The sequence below is a fragment of the Armatimonadota bacterium genome, assembly GCA_029907255.1.
Classification (GTDB): domain Bacteria; phylum Armatimonadota; class UBA5829; order DTJY01; family DTJY01; genus JAIMAU01.
On the sequence record JARYMF010000003.1, the window covers coordinates 25,925 to 48,886 of the forward strand.

A 22,962-nucleotide genomic window follows, 5' to 3' on the forward strand; every position below is an offset into this window, starting at 1 on the left:
TCATCTCCCTGCGTCTTTAGTAACAAGGAAAAATGGGTCTTTGCGGAGATAAGCAAGGACCATTTCAGCCATTTTGTTGGCTTTTACTAATTTGATTATGCTTTCTCCAATTCTACCCTCTGTTTGAATGCCGTTTGCTAAAAATTCGGGCTCTAGCCGTGCAAAGTTTCTAGGGATGCCATACTTGTGTAATCTCACTGGAACATCGGCTGTTCTACCATCAGGATACCTTACCATTGCATAAGCTTCTTTTTCCTGGAGGTGATATGGAACACCGGCCATTTCTTCACAATAATGCATAGTTGTGTTGCATTCATGGCCGACGCCAATAAGCAAAATATAGCCACCTGCTTCTACAAGCTTATCGTATGGAGAGCCTTCGCCGCATGGCGTAGGCGAGAACTCATGGCTTTCTATAAAACGTTCTGCTTCCTTTCCCGACGCGCAAACTGAGTGTGTTGGATGCGCGCTTCGAATAAAGTCTTGACGTTTGCGGGCAGTTTCAGGAATTAATCCAGTCCAGCATGGAGTATTGGCTACGTCAAAAACCGGCGGATTATCTGGCGAGAGGTTCTCATTGCCAGTTAGTGTTGGGAAGAGAACGGTGCCGCCTTGACTAACAGATTCAATAATAGCGTCGATGACAGCATCCGCTCCGCCGTCGACATAACCAAACGAAGAAAGCGACGAGTGAGTGAGCACTGCATCCCCCGGCTTTAAACCCAGATTGCGTAGACCTGTTATAATGTCATTCTTTGTAATTGAGGGCATTTCTTGCGCCAATCTAAAATCTAAAATTGCTTGGGCATTCCTAAAAGGACATGATTTATTATTTTCAGCACTTGGATTGTGTCCATCCTCTTTCTTGCCGCAAGGTATTCTTCGCGAAGTGGGCCTTGGGTTATCTGTGCAGCTTTGTCCCAGAGGTGGTTCCAGACATTTATGCTCATTCTTGCTGCTTCAATTTGGTCTTCGGTATATGGGAATAGGTCATATCCTATGCGTTCACCATTCTTTCCATATCCGAGAAGCTGTAACTCAATTGCCATGCCAAATGTTTGCTCGATAAAGGATGCGCCAACGATATTATCATCATCAAATTGGCCCCAACCTGAGTTTGCGTGCTGATGTCCGAGCAAGCCTTCACTTGCAAGGAGTGCCGCATATTGTGGAAGGTTTTCACCGCGCATAATGAGGTGTTGCCAATCCATGTTTACCTTAACGTTGCTAGTATCAATTCCCATTTCTGCGAGCTTTTTGATGACTAAGATGCAAGTTGCCTGATTTGCAAGGAGAATTCGCATTTTAGGCTCGCTATTCTTATCTTCTAAAAGCACAGGTACTTTTTTGCTATTTGCATATTCGACTGCTTCTGCAATGCCATCTATAAAAAGCTTCCACATTTCGGTATAATCAGCTTGATTGGGGTAATTATACCCATCATTTCCTGGCCAGATTATTAACTTTGCGCCCAGTCTTGCGGCTTGGTCAATTGCTCGTTTTGTGATTTCCATTGATTTTCGACGCAAACCGGGGTCAGGATTCATGAAGCAGCCCATCTTGAGCTCCGGCATACAGAAGGTTCCGAGCGCTACTGCATAGAAATCTTTGTTTCCAATTGCTTGAAGGACATCCTTCTCGATGTCTTCGTTAATTTCCTGCGGATAGTGGCCTTCAAAACCATCGAGCAGGTCGCCTAGCCCTTCTGCCATGCGCGCATATTTCTCAGGCATAGGCTCGTCTGCAACCTCGGCATGATAACCATCAGGCATAAATCTTGTCGGTGTCTTGCCTGCCATCCATATGCCAATGCTATTTTTTAATCTTTCCATTGGTTGCTGTGCCTCCTTGTAGGAAATTTAGTTGCAAGTACTTGCACTGGATGGATTCTAACACTGGGTAGAAGCTCTGTCAATCTGCGGCTTTTTGGATAATAGGATTTTGTTTTGGCAATTTAAAAACAGGAATTATACGCAGGCAGGGATAATTTTCAAACCAAAAGAACATAAACACAGACTTAATTTAAAAGGCTATCAGGAACACCTTATGAAGCGAAAGCAAAAAGCTGAATCCACTCATGATTTTAATGCCATACGAGGCGTGCTGGACTTTCTTGGAAATTTCCGTGGTATTGCTGCATTAGTTGCAGTCTTTCTTCTCGGCGTCTTTTTTACTCCGAAGTCGTATTCAACCGGAATGCCCGTCTTTCTAACGCTGAGTACACAGAGTGACATACTTTTTGAATATGCTGAATATGGCATTTTAGCTACCGGAATGACGCTTGTAATTCTGACGGGCGGAATAGACCTTTCGGTTGGTTCAGTTCTTGGCTTTGCCGCAACATTCTTTTCAATTCTAATGATTGCCAAGGGCTGGGCACCTTTACCTGCGGTATTAGCAACTATACTCACAGGTGCAATTGCGGGGTTAATTAATGGCTTCTTCATAGCAAAGTTTAGGATGCAGCCATTTATTGCAACTTTGGCGATGATGGTTGCAGCAAGAGGGGCGGCAAAGTGGATTTCTGGAGGAGTCAAGGTACAACCAGGTTTGGAGGGATACAAGCTCCAAAGCGGTTCTCCAGAGTTTTTTGGGTGGATGACTCAAAAGCTCCCAGGGTTTGGACTTCAGCCAATCACGTTGCTTTTTCTAATTAATATTATTATCATGCTGATAGTTGTAAGATATACAAGGTTCGGCCGCCATCTTTATGCAATCGGCGGTAACGAAGAAGCAGCTAGATTATCAGGCGTAAGAGTTGGATGGGCAAAGGTTATAGCTTATGTACTTTGTGGAGGAATGGCTGCCCTTGCTGGAATTTCGAACGCAACGCGCTTGGATTTGGGTGACCCGGAAGCTGGATTTACATACGAACTTGATGCGATTGCAGCAGTTGTTATAGGTGGAACGAGCCTAATGGGCGGTAGAGGCGGCATGTTCTTTACTCTTATTGGCACGCTGATAATCGGGTACATCAACAAAATTCTAAGCATTAACGGTGTAGAGGAGGCATTTCGCTTGTTGGCAAAGGGCGCAATAATAGTGGCAGCGGTACTAATTCAACAAAGGAGGAAAGAGTAAGGGAATATCAACTAGTTCCCAAAGGAGATGCCTATGATGATTGATAGACGCAAATATACTATTTTAGCTATTTTTCTGGTAACGGGGTTGTTTGCTGCTAGCTGCGGCAAAAAGCAGGTTTCCGAACAAGCAAAGGATTCGGCTAGAGAAGGAAAGACCTGGATAATCGGAATGTCCCAGTGCAATTTAGGCGAACCTTGGCGTGTGCAGATGAACGCTGATATTGAGGCTGCAGCCAAGAAGCACCCTGAAATTAAGGTAATCTTCAAGGATGCTCAAAATAACACGGCTGTTCAGCAAGCGCAAGTAAAGGAGTTCATTTCACAAGGTGTTGACTTGATAATTATTAGTCCCAAGGAAGCACGTCCGCTTACCAAACCGGTTGCAGAAGCCATTGAAGCTGGCATTCCAGTGATAGTTCTCGATAGGAAGGTAGAAGGTGACAAATACACCTGTTTTATAGGTGCAGATAATGTAAAAATTGGGCGTGAGGCAGGAAAGTATTTGGTAAAAATTCTTGGCGGCAAGGGAAAAATTGTCGAGCTGAAAGGCCTAATGACTTCAACGCCAGGTCAGGAACGACACAACGGATTTATGGAAGGAATCAAGGGTTCGAAGTTAGAGATTATTTTTAGTGCTGACTGCCGTTGGCTAGAACCAAATGCCCAGCGTGAGATGGCATCGGCACTAGCTCGTTTCCCTCAGATTGATGCAGTCTATGGGCATAACGATCCAAGCGCTCACGGCGCGTATATGGCAGCGAAACAAGAGGGAAAAGGACGAGAAAAGAAAATCAAATTCATCGGAATTGATGCATTGCCTCACGAAGGAATTCGATATGTAAAAGAAGGTATCCTAACAGCAACATTTCAATATCCAACAGGTGGAGCAGAAGCAATTGACGTAGCTATCAAAATACTTAAAGGTGAAAAGGTTCCGAAGAACATAACGCTTGGTACTCGCATATACACAAAAGAGAATGTTGAAAAGGGTGGCGAGGCACTTTAGTAGTATTAGAGCAAAATATTAATTTAGCTCAGAATTTTTTAGTATAAGGTAACATGGCCGGGGATATCCTAATGCCCTGGCCATTCTATAATTTTAGGAGGCATTTATGCGTAATAAGCTCTCTTTCACTCCTGTATTTCCATTAATTCTATTATCTTTTCTGATTATGGCGTCTCCAGTATTGGCACTGGTCAATTGGGACTTCGAGGATGGGACGCTTCAGGGATGGTCAATAGTATGGGGAGATGCTGGAAAACAGCCGGTAGACAAGGATGATGACCGTTATGGCGGCAACTTTGGCAAACAAGGCAGATATTTTATTGGAACATATGAAAATATGAAAGACGAAGCCCAAGTTGAGCTGAAGTCGCCAGTCTTTATTATCTCGTCGAAAATGATAACAATGTTGGTTGGCGGCGGATGCCATTGGGATAAAACGTACATAGCCCTATATGACTTTTCTAATGACAAGGAGCTATTTCGTGAAACCGGTTGTAACGCTGAAAACATGACCCGTCGTTACTGGGATGTGTCTTCTTTTATTGGGCGGCAGGCATATTTAAAGATTGTTGATAGACATTCTGGTGGTTGGGGACATATCAACGTCGATGACATAAGGGAGCTCACCGATGATGAGATTGGAAAGATGGAGGCAAGCCGCAAGCAAAAAGAGCTCGCAAGGGAAAAGTGGCTTGCAGAACTTATGCTACCAACCAAACGCAAAGTATATAGAGGAAGAGAGCTTTTGGATATAGCAATGCCTCTTGGAGGTATAGGGGCAGGAAACATAGCTATATGTGGTGATGGTTCTCTACGTGAATGGCAGATTTTTAATAAGGTGAACGCCGAATGCGTGGTACCAGGACAGTTCTTTGCAATATGGGCAAAAACTGAAGGAAAAGATCCTGTAGCACGTGTTCTTCAAACAACATCAATCGAAGGACTACCAACAATAAAAGAAACCGAGTTTATTGGTGAGTTTCCAATCGCCGAAGTGAGGTACAAAGACCCAAATCTGCCGATTACGCTTAGTATGGAAGCGTTTTCGCCGTTTATACCAATGAATGCAAAGGATTCCGGAATCCCTGGTATTTACTTTGTTTTTAGGATAAAGAACCCACAAACAGTTAATGTTTTCGCTTCTATCGGTGCTTCGCTGCAAAACGCGGTGAATTACGATGGCAGGTCTGAAATAAAGGGCGTAAGATTTGCTGGTTACGGTGGCAATGAGAATAAGTTAGTTGAGGGCAAAAACTTTGCCGCAATTCATATGTACAATTCTTCTATCTCTCCCACCGAGCGTCAATTTGGGACCATGACGCTCGGCACTTTGGGACAGGCTTCTGCTATGGTTCAGTGGGATATCCCCGAAACAATGTGGTCTGACTTTGCAGCAAATGGAAAATTCGATAACGTTGGGCCAGCTGGCAAAAGTCGGAAAGGTCGAACATGGAACGGAGCACTTGCGGTTCCCATAACACTTAGACCAGGTGAAGAAAAGTCAGTTGTGTTCTTCATTACGTGGCATTTTCCGAACTATTATGCAGAGTATGACAAAGCTCACGAAAATGATTGGCTTGGAAGGATGTTTAGCAATTGGTTCAAAGATTCACTTGCGGTTGCCGAATACCTTGCCGCTAATTATGAACGGCTGGCAAGAGAAACACAACTCTTCCGGAAAACATTCTACAACAGCAATCTTCCATATTGGTTCCTTGATCGTATATCTTCTCAAGCCAGTACTCTAACGAGCCAAGTTTGCATGTGGATAGCTGATGGTTCATTTCATGGCTATGAGGGTGCCGGCTGTTGTCCCATGAACTGCACTCACGTTTGGAACTATGAGCAAACCCTTGCGCATCTTTTCCCAGAACTCGAGCGGAACATGCGAAAGACAGATTTGACTGTGCAGCAAGAGCCTTCTGGAGCGGTTAGACATCGAACAGTTCTTCCGCTTACTGCGCCTAGAAGCACGGGGCCATTTGTTGATGGCCAGCTTGGAACAATCCTGAAGAGCTATCGTGAATACAGGTTGTCTGCAAATCGTGAATGGCTAGATGAAATGTGGCCCAAAATTAAGCTTGCTATGGATTTTGTTATAAATAATTGGGACCCTAATGCTGACGGCGTTTTAGTCAATGAGCAGTGGAACACTTACGATGCAGCAATGTATGGTCCAAACACTTTTATTGGCACTCTTTATTTGGCAGCTCTGCGTGCGGCTGAGGAGATGGCAAAGGTTGAAGGAGATGCAGATTCAACGCGATATCATTTGCTTTTTGAAACAGGGAGGAAGCGTCTGGATCAAGCCTTATGGAATGGTGAATACTATATTCACATTGATAGCAAAGACAAGGCGGCAGCTAGTAAAGACAAAGCCTGGATAGTTGAAGATTGGCCAAACGAGAATCCAGATGCAAATCGTCCTTATGGTACTGGTTGTCATGCTGACCAGCTTTTAGGTCAATGGTGGGCTAACATACTCGACCTCGGCTATCTTTTGCCCCAGGAAAAGATACGAACAGCGCTTGATTCAATCCTAAAGTATGACTGGCGTTGGGATTTTGGGGAGGTTTGTCAACAGCGTGCTTTTGCCGGACCTGGCGATATGGGCCTGCTTAACTGCACGTGGCCATATGGTGGACGACCAGAACAAGCAATTCTTTATGCCGACGAGGTTTGGACGGGGATTGAATATGAGGTTGCTGGTCTACTTATACATGAAGGTAAAATCAAGGATGCATATCGGATTGTAAAGGCTGTAAGTGAGCGATACAACGGTGTCCCACGCAAACCAATAAAACGCAATCCTTGGAGTGAGATTGAGTGTGGAGAACACTACGCAAGAGCAATGAGCAGTTGGGGGATGCTCCTTATGGCCCAGGGGATTTCATATTGCGGGCCTAAAGGGTCAATCGCATTCAACCCCAAAATTAAGCCTGAAGATCATTGTTCCTTCTTCTCCGCTGCTGAAGGGTGGGGAACATTTACACAACGCATAACATCAACAAGCCAAGTTGATACAATTGACCTTGCATATGGCAGCCTAGCGCTTAAATCTATAACAATTCATCTCCCGCTTAATGTGGAGCCAAAGTCTTTGGTAGTTAGATTATCAAGAAAAAGCCTTCCTATAGAAAGCTCGCAGGAAGGCAAAGCGCTAACGGTAGTTTTCAAAGAGTCAGTGGCTTTAAAGGCAGGAGATAGACTAACAATAGAGGTCGAATGGTGAAGTGGATGGATGATGCGGAATGCGATGAATTAGGTCGGTGTTAACCGTTGGACTATATTTTTGTGTTCGAACCCATGGGTTTTCGGTTGGAGTTCCAAGTCTACCAGCGACGCACGCTTCACAGTGAATTCGCCGTATTTGTCGTTAATGCTGTCTAAGACTTTCAGCAAATTTCTATACCGGCGATTGGTAAAGAGTTCCAATTGGTATATTCCTTTGATTAAGTTCGATACAGATACCCCTACCAAGCGTATATGGCGTTTATCTTCTTGCTGCTGGGATAGTATGGAAGCAGCTACTTTGTATATAGCATAGCCGTCATCAAGGTATTCTGAAGTGCTTTTCTGCCGGCAGAAAGTGTCCATATCCTCATATCGGAGAATGAGCGTTACAGTTCTACCGGCGTAGTTTTGCTTTCTTAATCTTCTGCCTACCATTTCCGACAAACGTAACAAGTGGCGATGGACCAAATCCCAATCACGTGTGTTGTGGTTTAGTGTATAGGAGTGGCCTATAGATTTGAGGTCAGGCACGCTGTAGTACGGAATTACTGGCGAGCGGTCTATGCCGTTTCCCATTTCATGTAAGATATTCCCTAGGATGCCAAATCTTCGCTTGAGCGATTCGACTGGAACGCGTCCGAGTGCACCCGCAGTGGTAATTCCCATTCTTTCCAGTCGAATTCGCGTTTTCTCTCCAATTCCGTGAAGCTTTTCTACAGGCAGGTCCTCAAGCAGGTCTTTTACCTCTTCGGGTTTTATCTCCGTCAAGCCATCGGGTTTTTTCATGCCGGCGGCTAGTTTAGAAAGCAACTTGTTCGGTCCAATACCGATTGAACAGGTCAATCCCAACTCTGTACGTATGCGTTGTTTGATTGACCGAGCGATTTCCCATGCGCCGCCAAATCTATCTTGTATGTCGGTGACGTCCAGGAAGCACTCGTCAATAGAATAAATCTCCATTCGGTCGGTATACTCTGCGCAGATTTGGAATACACGGCTTGCGGTGTCCATGTACTTCCATGGGTTTCCTTCGACCCATATGGCGTTTGGGCAGAGTACCAGGGCTTTTGCGAGCGGCATTCCGGACTGAATTCCATAGGGTCGGGCTTCATAACTAGCTGCTGCTACCACCGAGCGCCGGCTTGGGGAACCACCTACCAAAACTGGCTTTCCTCGCAGGCGGTCGTTGGACATTTGCTCGATATTCGCAAAAAACGCATTCATGTCGACTAATAGAATAATGCGCCTTTTCTCCATGGTCTACTCCGTGTAAACTCGGTCCAATATCCATTCAAGCGTGCGGGAATTGAAGCATAGCTCGTAAGTGTTAATACCATCGGTTACGGCGTAATAATGGAGTTTTGCGGAACCTTGGTTGCTCTTCCAAGTAAAATTGATTTTCTTCACTTTGTAGTATCTATCTCGCCATCGAAACCAGATGGGGAAGACTCGCCGACCTTCAAAAGCTGCACAGACGCGAATGTTTTCATCTATCCGTGTGGCTTCCATAGTGTTACCTTCTGTAACCTAGAGTTGCTTTTGTTTTTGCCCACGATTGCACGCTGGAGTGTTATCGAACATACGTTCGTATTATAGGTTGCCTAGCTATTTTTGTCAAGACTAAATTTGAGGTTAGACCCCAGGCAAACTATTTGGTATAATCCCGATGTCTGGAGGAATACGATGAGACAGCAGGGACGTAAAGTCATAGCTATTAACAGGCGGGCGCGACATGAGTACTTTATTGAGGAGACTTATGAGGCGGGAATTTGCCTTGCTGGCACTGAAGTAAAAAGCGTTCGCGCAGGAAAAGTGAGCCTTCAAGAAAGCTTTGCGCGCGTTGAGAATGGCGAGGTTTGGCTCTATAACATGTATATCGCACCGTATGAGTTCGGCACGCGATTTAATCTTGACCCTCGGAGACCTAGGAAACTCCTTCTGCACCGTAATGAAATTCGGCGACTTATGGCATGGACTCAACAGAAAGGGCTTACGCTAATCCCCTTGCAACTTTATTTTGAGCGCGGATATGCGAAAATAGAGCTTGGCGTATGTCGCGGCAAGAAGCTTTATGATAAAAGACAAGCCATAGCAGAGCGTGATGCTCGTCGCGAAGCACTTCGCTCGATGACTGGTCGTGAGTGAGTGCTTTACGAATAGCGGCTTTCATTAAAGCTTGGCGCTGATTATCCTTAGTGCGTGTGTAATTACCTATTAAGGATACTTTTGCATGGTGTGGGACTGATTCTTCGCTTTTAGTTGGGTGGTTCCCCTTTTTAAATTTGGGAAAAGACCGCATTTCAGTGGTGATTTATTCAGCATAGTAAGCCGATATATAAGAATGAACGCCTATTGGTAGTATTAGCCATCAATTTCTTTTTAGGAAGGGCAATATGAAAGGGCGCGTGCTAATTTTTCATGAGCAAGGTTTCCCATTCATAGACACTGTCGAGATTGATTCTAAAAAGCTGATAGAGGCGCTGCCTCCTGTGGATTCTGTGCGAACAGTTGGGATAGAGGATTTAAAAAAGGAATTAAGCGAAGGACGCTGCAATTTATTGGTTAATCCCTATGGTTCGGCTTTCCCAAAAGCAGCTTGGCCTGAAATATTAGCTTATCTCAAATCTGGCGGCTGCATCTTGAACTTGGGGGGTGCACCCTTTAGCGTTCCTGTGAGAAGAGATGGTGATAGCTGGCGACAGGAGATGCGCCAGACAGCGTATCATCGAGAGCTTGGCATCAACCAAGTCTACCCTGTTTCAACGAATTCTGTTACGTCATATGAGACTTTGGAAACCGAACCGCTTCTATCCGGTCTAATTGATGAATTCTCATGCAGATTAGTATATGAACTCCAGGTTAGATTAACGTCCAAACCCGACCACCCTGGCCAGATAGGAAGTTCAGGAGCAAGGGAAGCAATCATACGTCCCCTAATACATGGGCTGGATTCAAATGGTAGACGAATAGTAGCACCAATTATCGCTTTGGACCGCATATTCGGACGTTTTGCTGGGGGGCGATGGGTCTTTGCCAATTTTACTGCGGATTCCATGCCTAGGAAGGAAATTATTACTCGTCTGGCTGGGTTTGCATTGATTGGGGCGCATGAATTTGAAATTAGGCCATCCTTTGCGTGCTATTACCCAGAGGAAAGAGCGGCATTAGTTGTTCATGCAAACAGATTCAAGGATTCTAAGGATGAGACTTCCAAACTAAGCCTTTTTTTAACGGTGCGGAAGGAAAATATAACCATTCTTCAGGAGAATTTGGATATCAGTGATTTCCGCTCACCATACTATCTCGTGGTCCCTCTTAAAGTACCTCTTAGTCCAGGTGTTTACACCGTTCAGGCAAGGCTTTCAACGGGCAATGCTGAGCTGACAGATAAATATGCAGATTATTATACAACTGGGTTTTGGTGTTATGACAGCGCATTGGTTAAAATGACCCAACCACTAACTGCAGGAAAGGATTATTTCATGCGTGGCGACAAACCATCACCACTTGTTGGGACCACGTATATGGCTTCCGATGTTCATCGAAAGTTCCTTCTAGAGCCAAACGTTGCTGTTTGGGAACGTGATTTTGCCGAGATGAAAGCAGCAGGTATCAATATTGTTCGCACGGGCCTGTGGACAACATTTAGGCATGTGATGCTGGACCCAGGCGCACCCAATGAAGGTGCAATGCGAGCGGTAACTGCTTTCATGCTTACAGCGGCAAAATATGAAATGCCTGTCATTTTTACCTTATTCACTTTTGCGCCGGAAGCGTTCGAAGGAGAGAACCCATATTTGGATCCTCGGAGCCTTCAAGGACAACAAGAGTTTGTCTCGGCTTTCGCTAAGCGACTAGCGCCGTTTAACAATGTTATGTGGGACCTAATAAATGAGCCTTCAATACCCGGTCATGGTAGATTTTGGCGCAGTCGGCCTAACCATGACAAGTGGGAGGAACAGGCATGGAAAAAGTGGATAGAAGAGCGGCATCCTGACAAAGAGGAGCTGACGGAAAAGTGGCGGCTAACATGTGGTAGCTCGATTAGTTTGCCTTCGCTGGAAGATTTTGAGGACAAGTTCGTTTATCGGGGCGAAGGTCACCTGCGAGTGTTAGATTACCGTCTTTTTGCACAGGACATTTTCAACAATTGGGTAAGAATTATGACTAATTGCATTCGTGCTAATGGCAATCCAAAACAGCTCATAACAGTTGGACAGGACGAAGGTGGAGCAAGCGAGCGCCCCAACCCCCAGTTCCACTGGAAAGAGGTTGATTTCACTAGCACACATACGTGGTGGCTAAACGACGACCTCCTTTGGTCAGGGCTGACGAGCAAAGTTCCTGAAAAGCCAAGTGTCGTAGAAGAAACTGGCATAATGCACATAGAGGAACCTGGTCGTACGGCGAGACGAACCGAGGAAGACTGCAGAAACTTGCTCGAGCGAAAATTGGTAATGGCTTTTGCTTCCGGATGTGCCGGGTTTATCGAATGGATATGGAACACAAACATTTACATGCCGGACGATAATGAGGCTGCTATAGGATTCCATAGGGCTGATTTAACGGCTAAACCAGAACTTGAGATAATTCCCAGGATTAAAGATTTCGTTGTAAAAGCCAGGCAATATATGATTGGTCGCGAAATTGAACCCGTAGTAATGGTTATACCTTACTCGAGCATGTACAGCGTTCGCGACCTTGCTTCTTCGGCTGTTCGAATGGCAGTCCGGGTAATGCACTATCATTGTGGCGTGCCTATGCGAGTCGTAGGTGAGTACTCGCTTGAAAATCTAGGGAAACCAAGGTTGATAATTCTTCCATCCCCAAGAGTCCTAAGCAATCAGGCATGGGAAAAGTTAATAAGGGCAGTAGAAGAGGGCGCAGTAATGCTTGTTACTGGACCGATTGAATGGGATGAGTACAGGCGTCCGACAGAACGGTTGTCGAGAATAGGCATACACACCGAAACCCAACCCGTCAGCCGCGAGGAGAGAATAATTATATTGGGCGATGAATTTCGCCTTAGCTTTGGTGGTGAGAAGATACATCGGGTAGATAAAGCAGTGGTTAGTGGGCAAGCGAACATTATCAAAAATGAGACAATTGGCGCAGGCAAACTGATATTTGCTTCGTTGCCATTTGAATTAGCAGACAATTCGGAGCCACTAGCAGCCCTTTACTCATTTGCCCTAAAGCAAGCAGCGGTAATATCACCGTTCAAAATTGAAACAGAAGCGCTCGATCCAGGGGTTTTAATTAGGCCGCTTTTATTCAAAGAAGCGATACTTTACACAATTGTCTCAGAAACTAATATGGATAGGCAGTTCGATTTGACAGATATGCAAAGCGGCAAAACACTAAAAGTAAGAGTACCTTCACAGCGTGCGGTTATGTTCCTCATTGATCGCATTAGAGGACAAATCCTGGCTGAGTATGGTTGCTCGGTAGAGGGATAGATTTAAAGCCCCGAATTGTTCAATTTAACGAGAAATTACTGGCTTAAGATTCTAGAGCTGGAAGAATTATCACAATTATAATTAGCATTAAATAAAAATTGTATGAAAACGATTGCATAAGTTGCCGATAAGAAGAATGTGAGCGTCAAGGAAGATTTTTTATATGGAGGAAAAACACTGAATGTGTGCAGTAGCTCGGTATTCCGACTACGATGATTTTGCGTTTTTCTATAACAAATATTGGGGCAAGGGGTGTTGCGATTTAATAATACCTGTTCTTGACAAGTTATTATTGCCAAAATTGCCAAAAGGAGCCCATATTCTTGACCTATGCTGTGGGACAGGCCAAATTGCACACGCGCTTACCGAGCTAGGATATAAAGTAACGGGAATCGATGGGTCGGCTGAGATGATTCGGTATGCTGAGCAAAATGCGCCGAAAGCTAAGTTTTTTGTCGCTGATGCTCGATATTTTAAATTGCCCCAAGAATTTGATGCTACCATTTCTACTTCCGATAGCCTAAACCATGTTATGAATATTAATGAGCTAACAGGTGTTTTCATTAACGTCTATGCTGTTTTAAAGCCAGGAGGATGGTTCCTTTTTGATTTAAATTGCGAGAAAACATATGAGTTGCGTAACCAAAAAGTAACTAGCATTGTAAAACCCGACCATGTATGCGTTGTTCGTGGTATTTATAAGCCGAGGAAAAAAGTCGGCGAGTTTCAAGTTACAACTTTTAGGCTGATTGGGGAATGGGAACGCAAGGATTTAAAACTGCTACAAAAATGCCATTCAATAAGCACAGTAAAGCAAGCCTTAAAACGTGTTGGATTTACAGAAATTCAAACCTTTGATATGAGGAATAAGTTGTTTGCAAATCTCGAGGCGCCATTTACTGTTTTCTTATGCAGAAAGCCTTTCGCCTTGTCTAACCACCAAGAAGTTGCTAGCGATCTGCAGCCCAAGGGTACTTAAAGTTATGTACCCAAGCATGCGTTTTGAGGCGCTCCACTTCGCTGGGAGTGAGGGTTACACTGTCGGAAACCGCGACATTTTCTTCCACATGCTTAATGCTTCTCATTCCTGGTATAACGGTTGAGACTGCCGGGTGAGCAAGAATAAACTTAAGTGCTGCTTGTGCCATCGTGCGGTTTTCGTTTTCAACCCATCTGAGCGCCTGCACGTGTTCCCAGGCTTCTTCCAACCGGCCGCCTGAAAGCCAGCGAGCACGCCAATCGCCTTCTGGGAACTTATAGCCAGGTCCAATCTTGCCTGTTAGAAGTCCTTCTTCAAAAGGCACCCTTGCTATGATTCCGATGTTATACTCAATGGCAACAGGAAAGAGTTCCTCAGCGGGTTTTTGCTCGAATATGTTGTAAATTACCTGAATACTGTCAACACGACCTGACTTCGCAAGGTTAACCCCGCTTGCGGCATCCCAGTCATTGAGACTAACGCCTATGAATCTTATCTTGCCTTGCTCTTGAAGCTTTACCATTGCCTCATACCATTCGAGTTCATGATTGAAGCGTTCAGTCCATACGTGGAGTTGCATTAGGTCTATGCAGTCTGTTTCAAGATTTTTGAGGCTGCGCTCGGTGATTGAGATAATCCAATCTTTTGGGAAGACTTCAGAAACAGGGATGTGAGGAAGAGCAGGCCATTTGTAGTTTTTAGGCATTACTTTGGATGCGACGTAGCATCTTTCACCACGTTCGCGAAATGCACGAGCAATCAACCTTTCGCTATGTCCATCGCCGTATCCAGCTGCGGTATCTATGAAATTAATGCCTAAGTCCATTGCGCGATGGATTGCGGATACGGCAGCATCGTCGTCTCTTGATCCCCATTCACCTCCAATTGCCCATGCGCCGAAACCTATCTCGGAAACCTTCAATCCTGTTCTTCCCAAGCTTCTGTATTTCATCTCAACCTCCGATTTTGCGTTTTCTTGCATAATATATCAAATTCTGGCAAAGCACGCCAATAGATTGCATCATAGGCTTGAAGTTTAAGTTTATTTTAGTGTATCCTTAGATTGAACAAATTCAACATGGCGGTAGGAATAACTAGCTCAAGCAAGCATTAGGAGAAAAGCGATGGCGACAAAGGTTGTGTTGCCCATGCTCGGGCAAACAATGGAAGAAGGAACAATTATTAGATGGATTAAGCAGGAGGGTGAAACTGTCGAAAAGGGCGAACCCTTGCTTGAAGTGATGACGGATAAAGTAAACATGGAGGTTGAAGCCCCGGCATCTGGGGTTCTTCGAAAGATAATCGCCCAGCCTGAAGAAGTTGTTCCGGTGATGGGTTTGATAGGAATCATTGGAACGCCAGATGAGCCAATTGACGATATTCTTGCTGAAGTTGGAAAGCCTCCTGATTTTGGAATCCAATCTACGCCAGGTGCATCGACTCCGCAAGAAAAGCCAACCGATAAGGATGTTCAAATTGCTAACGAGCGCGTTTTTATTTCTCCTAGGGCAAAACGTATAGCAGAAGAGCAAGGTGTTCCTATTGAGGCACTGGCAGGACGAGGAACAGGTCCCAACGGGCGAGTCGTTGAGAAAGATGTTTTAGCATATATTGCTGAACAAGGAGAACCAGTAAAGGTCAAGGTTACACCGCTCGCGGCGAAAATAGCTGCTGAGCAGGGCATTAGCCTTAAAGAAGTGGTTGGCACAGGCCCACAAGGGAAAATCACGCGAGAAGATGTTATTCGAGCAACAACTCAGGCGCAACCTTCTTATCCATCCATTAAGGAGAAGGTTATCCCATTTTCTGGCATACGGAAGATTGTTGCTGATAACGTGACAAAAAGCGCCCAGAGTGCACCTCATGTTACCTTGACTGCTGAGGTCGACATGACTGAGGCAGTGAGAGTAAGGGAGCAAATTCTCGCAGAATTTGAACGCAAATATGGCGTACGCCTTTCTTTCACCGACATAATTGTTAAAGCAGCTGCCAGGGCTATTCTTGACCATCCTATGGTTAACGCAAGCTTACAGGGCAATGAAATTAGAATCCCAGCTGATGTAAACATAGGAATAGCGGTTGCTATCGAGGGAGGCCTTGTTGTTCCTGTTGTACGTAATGCTGAAAAAAAGAGCCTTGCAGAAATTTCAACTGAGATAAAACGATTGGTAGATAAAGCACGGAGTGGCGGCTTGTCAGGCGAAGATATGGCTGGCGGCACATTTACAATAACGAATCTTGGCGCGTATGGTGTGGATATTTTCAATCCAATTATTACCCCTGGCCAAAGCGCAATCCTTGGCGTTTGTAGAATCGCTAAAAAGCCAGTTGCTGTGGGTGATAGCGTGGCTGTGCGCTCTATGATGAATTTATGCTTGTCGTTTGACCACCGAGTTCTCGATGGCGCTCCAGCTGCCGAATTTTTGCGAAAGGTTAAGGAACTTCTCGAGTCGCCATATCAGTTGTTGATATGACAATGCTTTAGGTGTTGGGCTCTCGCTTTTTTCTGGCACTATATTTTAAGTCGAGGTTAATATGCTAAGCCAAGAACGCGTTTTAGAAATATTTAAGAAGTCTGGCGCTTTGCTGCATGGACATTTTAAACTTACATCAGGCTTGCACAGTAATTTATATTTTGAAAAATTCCAGGTTCTTCAATACCCTGAATACGTGGAGGAGCTGTGTGCCGAACTTGCTCGTCGGTTCAAGGACGATAAGGTTGAACTAGTTATCGGGCCGACAACAGGCGGTGTCCTTTTGGCGTATGAGGTTGGTAAACAGCTTGGAACAAGGGGGATTTTCGCCGAGAAATCAGATGAAGGCGGACGGGTTCTAAAGCGGAATTTCAGGATTGAGCCAGGAACGCGTGTACTTGTAGTTGATGATGTTTTGACCACCGGGGGCTCGGTAAGGGATACAATTGACGTGGTCAAAAATAATGGCGGCGTTCTTGTGGGGGTAGGGTTGCTTGTAGACCGAACAGGCGGTAACACCAACTTTGGCGTAAAGACAGAGGCATTATTGAGTCTTGTGGTTGATAAATGGGAGCCTGCCGATTGTCCGCAATGCAAGGCGGGTGTTCCATTGACAGAGACATAAGAAACAGGCGGGATGTATAAAAAATTGTCTAAAGGGGGATTAGAGAGAAATTTTGAAGCTGGACCTAGACTTGCACATACATACTTATCATTCACCATGCGGCCGGGCGGAGATGACCCCGGCCGATATTGTGCGGAAGGCAACTGAAAGGGGAATTACACGTTTAGCAATTACTGATCACTTCTATACATTTACCGACCGCAGCATTTTCGATAGAATCCGTGCCGATGTTGCTAGAGCAAAAGCAGAGTCAAACGGTTCACCGACGGTCTATTTTGGTTGTGAGGCTGAAATTATGGCTCCTGGAAGAACTGCAGCTGGCCCAGAAATTGCTGAAATTCTCGATTTTGTAATGGCGGGCGCTACGCACTTCCAAAATACAGGAATAACTGATTTGCCAAAAGCAAAAGACGACCGCTCATTAGGTGAATATTACCTCCGAATGTTCGAATACGCAGTGAGCATTCCTTGGGTAAATGTCATAGCCCATCCATTTTACGTAGTGCCAGGCGTGTGTTCTGTAAGGATTTTGGACTACATCCAAAAAGATGACCTTGTAGAAGCACTGAAAACTGCAAAGAAAAATAACGTCGCAATGGAGATTAGTAGACGAGCATTAGGTCAAGGTCAGCTTGAGTTTTCACTTTGGTTTTATGAAATTTGCAAGGAAATGGGTCTAAAGTTCACAATTGGTAGCGATGCTCATTCGCTTGACTATGTGGGAAATGTTCAAGAGGTTCAACCAATTATCGAACATCTAGGAATCACTGAGGAGGATATTTGGTTGCCCCAGTCTAAGGCAGAAAAAGAAAAAAAGTAGTTGTGAATAAGAAATAATTTTAGGGCGCAAATAGCAAAAACTCCATCGAGGGAGGTTTATTATGCAAAGAGTTGTCCTTGTTGGTGCTGGGCACATGGGAAAGGTGCACAGCGCGGCTTACGCAGGAATGAACAATGCTGAATTAGTTGGCATTATGGACATCCGTGAAGAAGCAGCGAATGAGCTTGCAACAGCGCATGACACAGAAGCGTTCACCGATTTTGATGAAATGCTGGCAAGCGTAGATGCTGATGTTGTAGATGTATGCGTTCCCACCCCATGGCATAAAGAATATGTCTTAAAAGCCGTAGAAGCGGGAAAGCATGTTGTAACAGAAAAGCCGATGGGTCGCTCGCTTAAAGACTGCCATGAAATGATAGAAGCGGCCGAAAAAGCGGGTGTTACTTTTATGCCGGCGCATGTGCTTCGCTTTTTTCCTGAGTTTGCAGCTGCTAAGATGCAGGTGGATGCAGGAGCAGTTGGAAACCCAGCGGTTGTTCGAACCACGCGCGGCGGTGGCTTCCCCCATGGATGGAATGAATGGTATGCAAATTTCGAATGGAGCGGTGGTCTAGTACTTGATTTGATAATACATGACTTCGACTGGCTCCGGTGGACGTTTGGTGAAGCCGAGAGGGTGTTTGCTAAAGGTTTGGTAAATCGTGGTCTGGAATTTATAGACTATGCGTTGGTAACTATTCGTTTCAAAAGTGGCGTAATTGCTCATGTTGAGGGGACATGGGCAAATCCATCAGGATTTGGCGTAAAGGTTGAGATTGCAGGGGATTCCGGCTTGCTTGAATTCAACAATAAAACGACAGCACCTATAACAATTGCTCGCAAGCATGAAGCAAAACATGGCGGTGGGGTCGCAATACCGGAAAGTCCGACAACACAAAATCCATATTTCCTTGAACTTCAGCACTTTATTGATTGCATCGAAAACGGCACAAAGCCTAGCATCACTCCAGTAGATGGCATGAAGGCAGTCGAAATTTCGCTTGCGGCTTTGGAGTCCATCAAGACTGGTATGCCGGTTACCATAGGAGGTTAAGACAATGGCAGTCAAAATTGGAATTATGAGTTTTGCTCATATGCACTCTTTGAGCTATGCGAGTGCAATTAACCGCAACCCAAACGCCATTCTTGTTGGCGTCGCTGACCATGATTCAGCACGAGGCAAAGAAATGGCGGAAAAGTTTGAAACTAATTACTTTTCATCGTATGAAGCACTTTTAGAGCAAGATATTCAGGCTGTCGTTGTAACGCCAGAAAATTCGTTACATAAGGATCTTACTTTGATGGCTGCTGAGGCAGGCAAGCATGTATTATGCGAGAAACCACTTGCGCCCAATCTAGCAGATTGTCGCGCAATGATTGAGGGCTGCCGAGCTAAAGATGTCAAGCTAATGACTGCTTTTCCATGTCGATTCAGTCCTGCCATGGTTCGTGTGAAGGAAGCAGTTGATGGCGGGCAGATTGGCGAGATTCTTGCCATAAAGGGCACAAATCAAGGAAAGATGCCAGGTGGGTGGTTCATCGAACTGGAGAAATCCGGCGGCGGAGCTGTGATTGACCACACAGTTCACGTAATGGACCTAATGCGTTGGATTATGAGAAGCGATCCGGTTGAGGTATACGCAGAAATCAGCAATCTAATGCATCACGAAAGCTACGATGATGTTGGTATATTAACGGTAACATTTGACAATGGTGTTTTCACGACACTTGATTCCAGTTGGTCGCGTCCAAAGAGCTTCCCATTCTGGGGGAACGTGACATTAGAGATAACTGGTACTCAGGGAGTTATCTCAATGGATATGTTTGCACAAGTTTTGACGCATTATTTTGACAAAGATATGCGAACATATTGGCATTTCTGGGGCAGCGATATAGACTACAACCTCATAAATGACTTTGTTACTTCTGTTGAAAACGATCTTCCAGTAAGTGTTACTGGCGAAGACGGGATGAAGGCAGTTGAAGTTGCATTAGGTGCGTATGAATCGGCAAGAAGCGGAACACCCGTTGCTCTTCCATTAGAATAAGATTGGAAAAAAGCACCCAAATATTTGTCCGGAGAAGTGGGGGGTTTCAGAAATAATTATTTGCACTCTGAAACCCCCGCAATGCATTAATTTGGGATTTTGAGAAAGATGTTAGCTATTTAAAGTTGGTTCTAAACTTTCTTTTGGAGGAAAGTTGGATTTCACGTGGCAAGTGTCGTTTACTTTTTCAATAATGATTCTTCCATCTTGCCGCACTTCGATTACGTTTACAGCGGCATTACCCTGGCCAATTAGGCGATAATTGTTCGGGTCAATTCCGAGAATAAGGCAAATTAGTACCCTGTTGATGCATTTGTGGGCGACAATAAGGGCATTCGAATGAATACATTTCTCGGCTACTTGCAAAAAGGCGGGCCATGCGCGGTCAATCAGATCTTGAACCTTTTCGCCACCTGGAATTCTTACCTTCAAAGGATTTTCCAGATACATGTGGTATAGATTGCTAAAACGGCTTTCGACCTCTGACTCGGGAACGCCTTCCCATTCGCCATAATTTAGCTCTCTTAGTTCAGGGATGAGGTTGATGGGTACTCCTAGTCGTTTCGCAAGAACCTGTGCGGTTTCAACAGCCCGCGATAGATTGCTAGAATATACAGAAGATATATTCTTATTTGCAAGATAATCAGCTAATAAATGCGCTTGCTGTCTTCCTATTTCATTTAAAGGCAAGTCAGTTGAGCCAATATATGCGTTTGCGCGATTAAACTCTACTTCTCCATGCCTGACAAGATAAATTCGCCCCACGCCAAAAAAGTAACACGTTGCCAATTTTTATGTCAAGATAGAGGAAGAAGGAATAGGTGTCGCATTAAGTTGAAATGAGATATTGCTATGAATGAGAAGAAAAGAACAGTTTGGCAAACTTCAGATAAAGGATTAGATGATCTTTGGCGGTGGGTCGCCGCATGTGCAATGAGCGATTATCACTATCGAAACTTGGATGGTCGGCTTGTAGCTATTGGCCCTGAGTGGCTAAGAGACCATATCCATGAGATGAAAGCCTACAAGTATTTTTTCGGGGACTTAAAGAGTGGACTTGAGTTTTTCTTCAATCACCAGCTTCCAGATGGACAATTTCCTGACTTCTTTGTACCAATTGGCGACCAACACAAAAAATTCGTTCACCCTGACTTTGTTCTCGAAGACCCAACGGAAAATCGTGTCTTTATAAGAGTTCCTGTAGAAGCAGATTTAGAGTATCTCGCCGTAGAGGGCGTATATCAAACTTGGAAAGCAACCGGCGACCTGCAGTGGGTCGAAAAGCAATTACCTTTGCTTCTTCGAGGTCTTAACCATTTAACCTCAAATAGGTGGCGCTGGTCAGTTGAACATGGGTTGGTTAAGCGGCCATTTACACCGGACACATGGGATTTCATTCATTTTTATGATCCCGATGACCATTTCAAGACTAATTGCGAAATTCGGCGGATGGATGAGACAGTGCCGTTTTGCCTTTTTCATGGGGACAATAGCGGCTTATACAGTGCTTGTGTAATGCTTGCCGAAATGCTCCAGTCAATGAATAAAAGCAAAGAAGCCCAAAAATGGATGGAATTTGGCGAAGGCGTTCGAGAACGAGCAAACCAGCTCTTGTGGGGTGATAGGTTTTACATTCATCAAGTGCATCTGGACAAGGACCTGGAAAGATTGCACAACGAACGTTTTCGCCTAAGCTTAAGCAATCCTTATGACATAAACCGAGGAATGCCTACGCATGAAATGGCTGTTTCAATCATAGATGCCTATCCGGAGCGCTGGGAGCTACGAAAAGACACTCACATTGCGGAATGGTTTACAATTGACCCACCATATGAGCCAAGGTTCGGTTGGTATGTACCTGGCGAGTATGTGAACGGCGGGCTTTTTGGCGCTGTAGGTGGCGAGCTTGCGAAGGCTGCTTTCAACCATGGGCGCGAGAAATATGCTGTGGATATCCTCCGCCGTTACCATGCAATAGTTAAGAAAGATGGAGAAGTGCGCTTCATGTTCTGGCCAGATGGAAGGCCATATGGCGGTGGTCCTCCTGGTTGGTGTGCAGCGGCTTTTGTATCTGCAATGCTAGAAGGATTGGCGGGTATTGAGGATTGTTCAACATGCTTTAAGATTGTACGTCTCTCGCCAAGATGGACCGCGGCAGACGTTCAGTCTGCAAATATAACCGCTGCTTATCCAGCCTCAGAAAGCTGGTTTTCCTATAACTACAAAGCAAATAGCAGATATATCGAAGTGGAGTGCTCAGGAAGGGGAGAGGAATTAATTATTAGGCTCCTTTTGCCTAGAAACACACGCGCTCAACAAGCAAATTGGAATGGCAAACACCTAAGTTTCAAAATCGAAGCTGTGGAAGAAAGCAAGTATCTCTGCACAAAAGTGCCTTCTCAAAATGGAAAGCTCGCGGTGATTCTTGACAGTTGATGAATTGTTTTTCTATCATGGTTTGCTAGATAAGAAGCCAAAGCATGACAGTAAAAGCTTTCTCTTAAAAATCTATGTTTGAAGCCCAAAATGCTTGAAGAGTTAAAGTTTCTTGTATGCAAGTATAACAAACTTTTACCTGCTTATGGACTGGTAACAATGACCAGCGGCAACGTAAGCGGAAGAGACTTTGAATCTGGGTTGGTTGTAATCAAGCCTAGTGGTGTAGCTTTTGAGGATCTTGCACCGGAAGATATGATTGTAGTTGACCAGGAAGGTAATGTTGTCGAAGGCAAACTCAAACCTTCGGTTGATACAATCACCCATCTTTATGTATACCGCCACATGCCTAAGGTGGGCAGCATAATTCATACCCATTCGAATTACGCTACTGCATTCGCAGCTCTTGGAAGGCAAATTCCTTGCTGTCTGACCGCCATAGCCGACGAGTTCGGTGGACCTATACCGTGTTCGGATTATGCCCCAGTTGGCGGTGATGAAATCGGTCGAGAGATTGTAGCTAAAGTCGGAGCATCGCCGGCAATTCTTATGAAAAACCATGGGGTATTCACACTTGGCCGCACTGTTCAAGAGGCATTCAAGGCAGCGGTTATGGTTGAAGACGTTGCTAAAACTGTTCACCTTGCGCTTCTCATTGGAGAACCAGAAGAGCTTCCAGCCATTGAAATAGAACGAGCGCATAGGCAGTATATTGAAAAATATGGTCAGTGTTAATTTAAGCGACGGAGGAATACACGGCTAGCATAGGCATTCTCCGTTTATAAAAGGTAGGAGGTA

At 44.9% G+C, this 22,962-nt stretch carries 19 protein-coding genes; 13 read left to right on the top strand and 6 right to left on the bottom strand.

Features of this window, described 5'->3' with window-relative positions; all coding sequences use genetic code 11:
* Both QHH26_02855 and QHH26_02860 read right to left on the bottom strand, forming a co-directional pair.
* Window positions 1-771: an AAC(3) family N-acetyltransferase gene (locus QHH26_02855; protein ID MDH7480900.1), complete on the bottom strand. Its 771-nt coding sequence runs from the start codon at window positions 769-771 to the stop codon at window positions 1-3.
* 20 nt (window positions 772-791) lie between these two features.
* Window positions 792-1,832 (bottom strand): TIM barrel protein, encoded by a 1,041-nt coding sequence (locus QHH26_02860; GenBank protein MDH7480901.1) that lies wholly within the window; start codon window positions 1,830-1,832, stop codon window positions 792-794.
* Between the two features lie 214 nt (window positions 1,833-2,046).
* On the opposite strand from QHH26_02860, the gene QHH26_02865 reads away from it, so the two are divergent.
* The 3 genes from QHH26_02865 to QHH26_02875 all read left to right on the top strand — a co-directional run bounded on the left by QHH26_02865 (window position 2,047) and on the right by QHH26_02875 (window position 7,321).
* Complete coding sequence (locus QHH26_02865) at window positions 2,047-3,081, top strand: ABC transporter permease (GenBank protein ID MDH7480902.1); 1,035 nt, start codon at window positions 2,047-2,049, stop codon at window positions 3,079-3,081.
* A gap of 33 nt (window positions 3,082-3,114) precedes the next feature.
* The gene (locus QHH26_02870) at window positions 3,115-4,089 is read left to right on the top strand and encodes a substrate-binding domain-containing protein (GenBank protein ID MDH7480903.1); all 975 of its coding nucleotides are present in this window, start codon (window positions 3,115-3,117) and stop codon (window positions 4,087-4,089) included.
* Between the two features lie 106 nt (window positions 4,090-4,195).
* Window positions 4,196-7,321, top strand: coding sequence for a GH116 family glycosyl hydrolase (locus QHH26_02875; GenBank protein ID MDH7480904.1), 3,126 nt, complete (start codon window positions 4,196-4,198; stop codon window positions 7,319-7,321).
* A gap of 29 nt (window positions 7,322-7,350) precedes the next feature.
* Here the strand turns inward: QHH26_02875 and dinB are convergent, their stop codons facing one another.
* A complete protein-coding gene (dinB, locus tag QHH26_02880; GenBank protein MDH7480905.1) occupies window positions 7,351-8,580 on the bottom strand; it encodes a DNA polymerase IV in 1,230 nt (409 codons plus the stop codon).
* A 3-nt stretch (window positions 8,581-8,583) separates the two neighbouring features.
* Window positions 8,584-8,832 carry a hypothetical protein gene (locus tag QHH26_02885; GenBank protein ID MDH7480906.1) on the bottom strand — a complete coding sequence of 83 codons (249 nt, stop codon included), beginning with the start codon at window positions 8,830-8,832 and terminating at the stop codon, window positions 8,584-8,586.
* Between the two features lie 174 nt (window positions 8,833-9,006).
* Here QHH26_02885 and smpB point away from each other — a divergent pair, with 174 nt between their 5' ends.
* From smpB to QHH26_02900, 3 genes are all read left to right on the top strand, one after another.
* Complete coding sequence (gene smpB / locus QHH26_02890; GenBank protein ID MDH7480907.1) at window positions 9,007-9,468, top strand: SsrA-binding protein SmpB; 462 nt, start codon at window positions 9,007-9,009, stop codon at window positions 9,466-9,468.
* Window positions 9,469-9,716: 248 nt separating this feature from the next.
* Complete coding sequence (locus tag QHH26_02895) at window positions 9,717-12,782, top strand: hypothetical protein (protein MDH7480908.1); 3,066 nt, start codon at window positions 9,717-9,719, stop codon at window positions 12,780-12,782.
* A gap of 181 nt (window positions 12,783-12,963) precedes the next feature.
* Window positions 12,964-13,761 (top strand): class I SAM-dependent methyltransferase, encoded by a 798-nt coding sequence (locus tag QHH26_02900; protein MDH7480909.1) that lies wholly within the window; start codon window positions 12,964-12,966, stop codon window positions 13,759-13,761.
* Here QHH26_02900 and QHH26_02905 read toward each other — a convergent pair.
* The gene (locus QHH26_02905; GenBank protein MDH7480910.1) at window positions 13,733-14,713 is read right to left on the bottom strand and encodes an aldo/keto reductase; all 981 of its coding nucleotides are present in this window, start codon (window positions 14,711-14,713) and stop codon (window positions 13,733-13,735) included. The two genes, QHH26_02900 and QHH26_02905, sit on opposite strands and share 29 nt — an antisense overlap.
* 172 nt (window positions 14,714-14,885) lie before the next feature.
* Here QHH26_02905 and QHH26_02910 point away from each other — a divergent pair, with 172 nt between their 5' ends.
* The 5 genes from QHH26_02910 to QHH26_02930 all read left to right on the top strand — a co-directional run bounded on the left by QHH26_02910 (window position 14,886) and on the right by QHH26_02930 (window position 19,728).
* A complete protein-coding gene (locus QHH26_02910) occupies window positions 14,886-16,235 on the top strand; it encodes a dihydrolipoamide acetyltransferase family protein (protein MDH7480911.1) in 1,350 nt (449 codons plus the stop codon).
* A 61-nt stretch (window positions 16,236-16,296) separates the two neighbouring features.
* Entirely contained in the window at window positions 16,297-16,860 is a 564-nt protein-coding gene (gene pyrE / locus QHH26_02915; protein MDH7480912.1) for an orotate phosphoribosyltransferase, read from the top strand.
* A 52-nt stretch (window positions 16,861-16,912) separates the two neighbouring features.
* The gene (locus QHH26_02920) at window positions 16,913-17,680 is read left to right on the top strand and encodes a PHP domain-containing protein (GenBank protein ID MDH7480913.1); all 768 of its coding nucleotides are present in this window, start codon (window positions 16,913-16,915) and stop codon (window positions 17,678-17,680) included.
* 61 nt (window positions 17,681-17,741) lie between these two features.
* On the top strand, window positions 17,742-18,734 hold the full coding sequence (locus QHH26_02925; GenBank protein MDH7480914.1) for a Gfo/Idh/MocA family oxidoreductase: 993 nt from the start codon (window positions 17,742-17,744) through the stop codon (window positions 18,732-18,734).
* Between the two features lie 4 nt (window positions 18,735-18,738).
* Entirely contained in the window at window positions 18,739-19,728 is a 990-nt protein-coding gene (locus QHH26_02930; protein ID MDH7480915.1) for a Gfo/Idh/MocA family oxidoreductase, read from the top strand.
* A 111-nt stretch (window positions 19,729-19,839) separates the two neighbouring features.
* Here the strand turns inward: QHH26_02930 and QHH26_02935 are convergent, their stop codons facing one another.
* The gene (locus tag QHH26_02935) at window positions 19,840-20,493 is read right to left on the bottom strand and encodes a histidine phosphatase family protein (GenBank protein ID MDH7480916.1); all 654 of its coding nucleotides are present in this window, start codon (window positions 20,491-20,493) and stop codon (window positions 19,840-19,842) included.
* Window positions 20,494-20,580: 87 nt separating this feature from the next.
* Between QHH26_02935 and QHH26_02940 the strand changes: the two genes are divergently transcribed.
* Window positions 20,581-22,164: a hypothetical protein gene (locus QHH26_02940; protein ID MDH7480917.1), complete on the top strand. Its 1,584-nt coding sequence runs from the start codon at window positions 20,581-20,583 to the stop codon at window positions 22,162-22,164.
* 90 nt (window positions 22,165-22,254) lie between these two features.
* Window positions 22,255-22,899, top strand: a complete 645-nt coding sequence (locus tag QHH26_02945; protein ID MDH7480918.1) for an L-ribulose-5-phosphate 4-epimerase — start codon at window positions 22,255-22,257, stop codon at window positions 22,897-22,899.
* The last annotated feature ends 63 nt before the right edge of the window (window positions 22,900-22,962 follow it).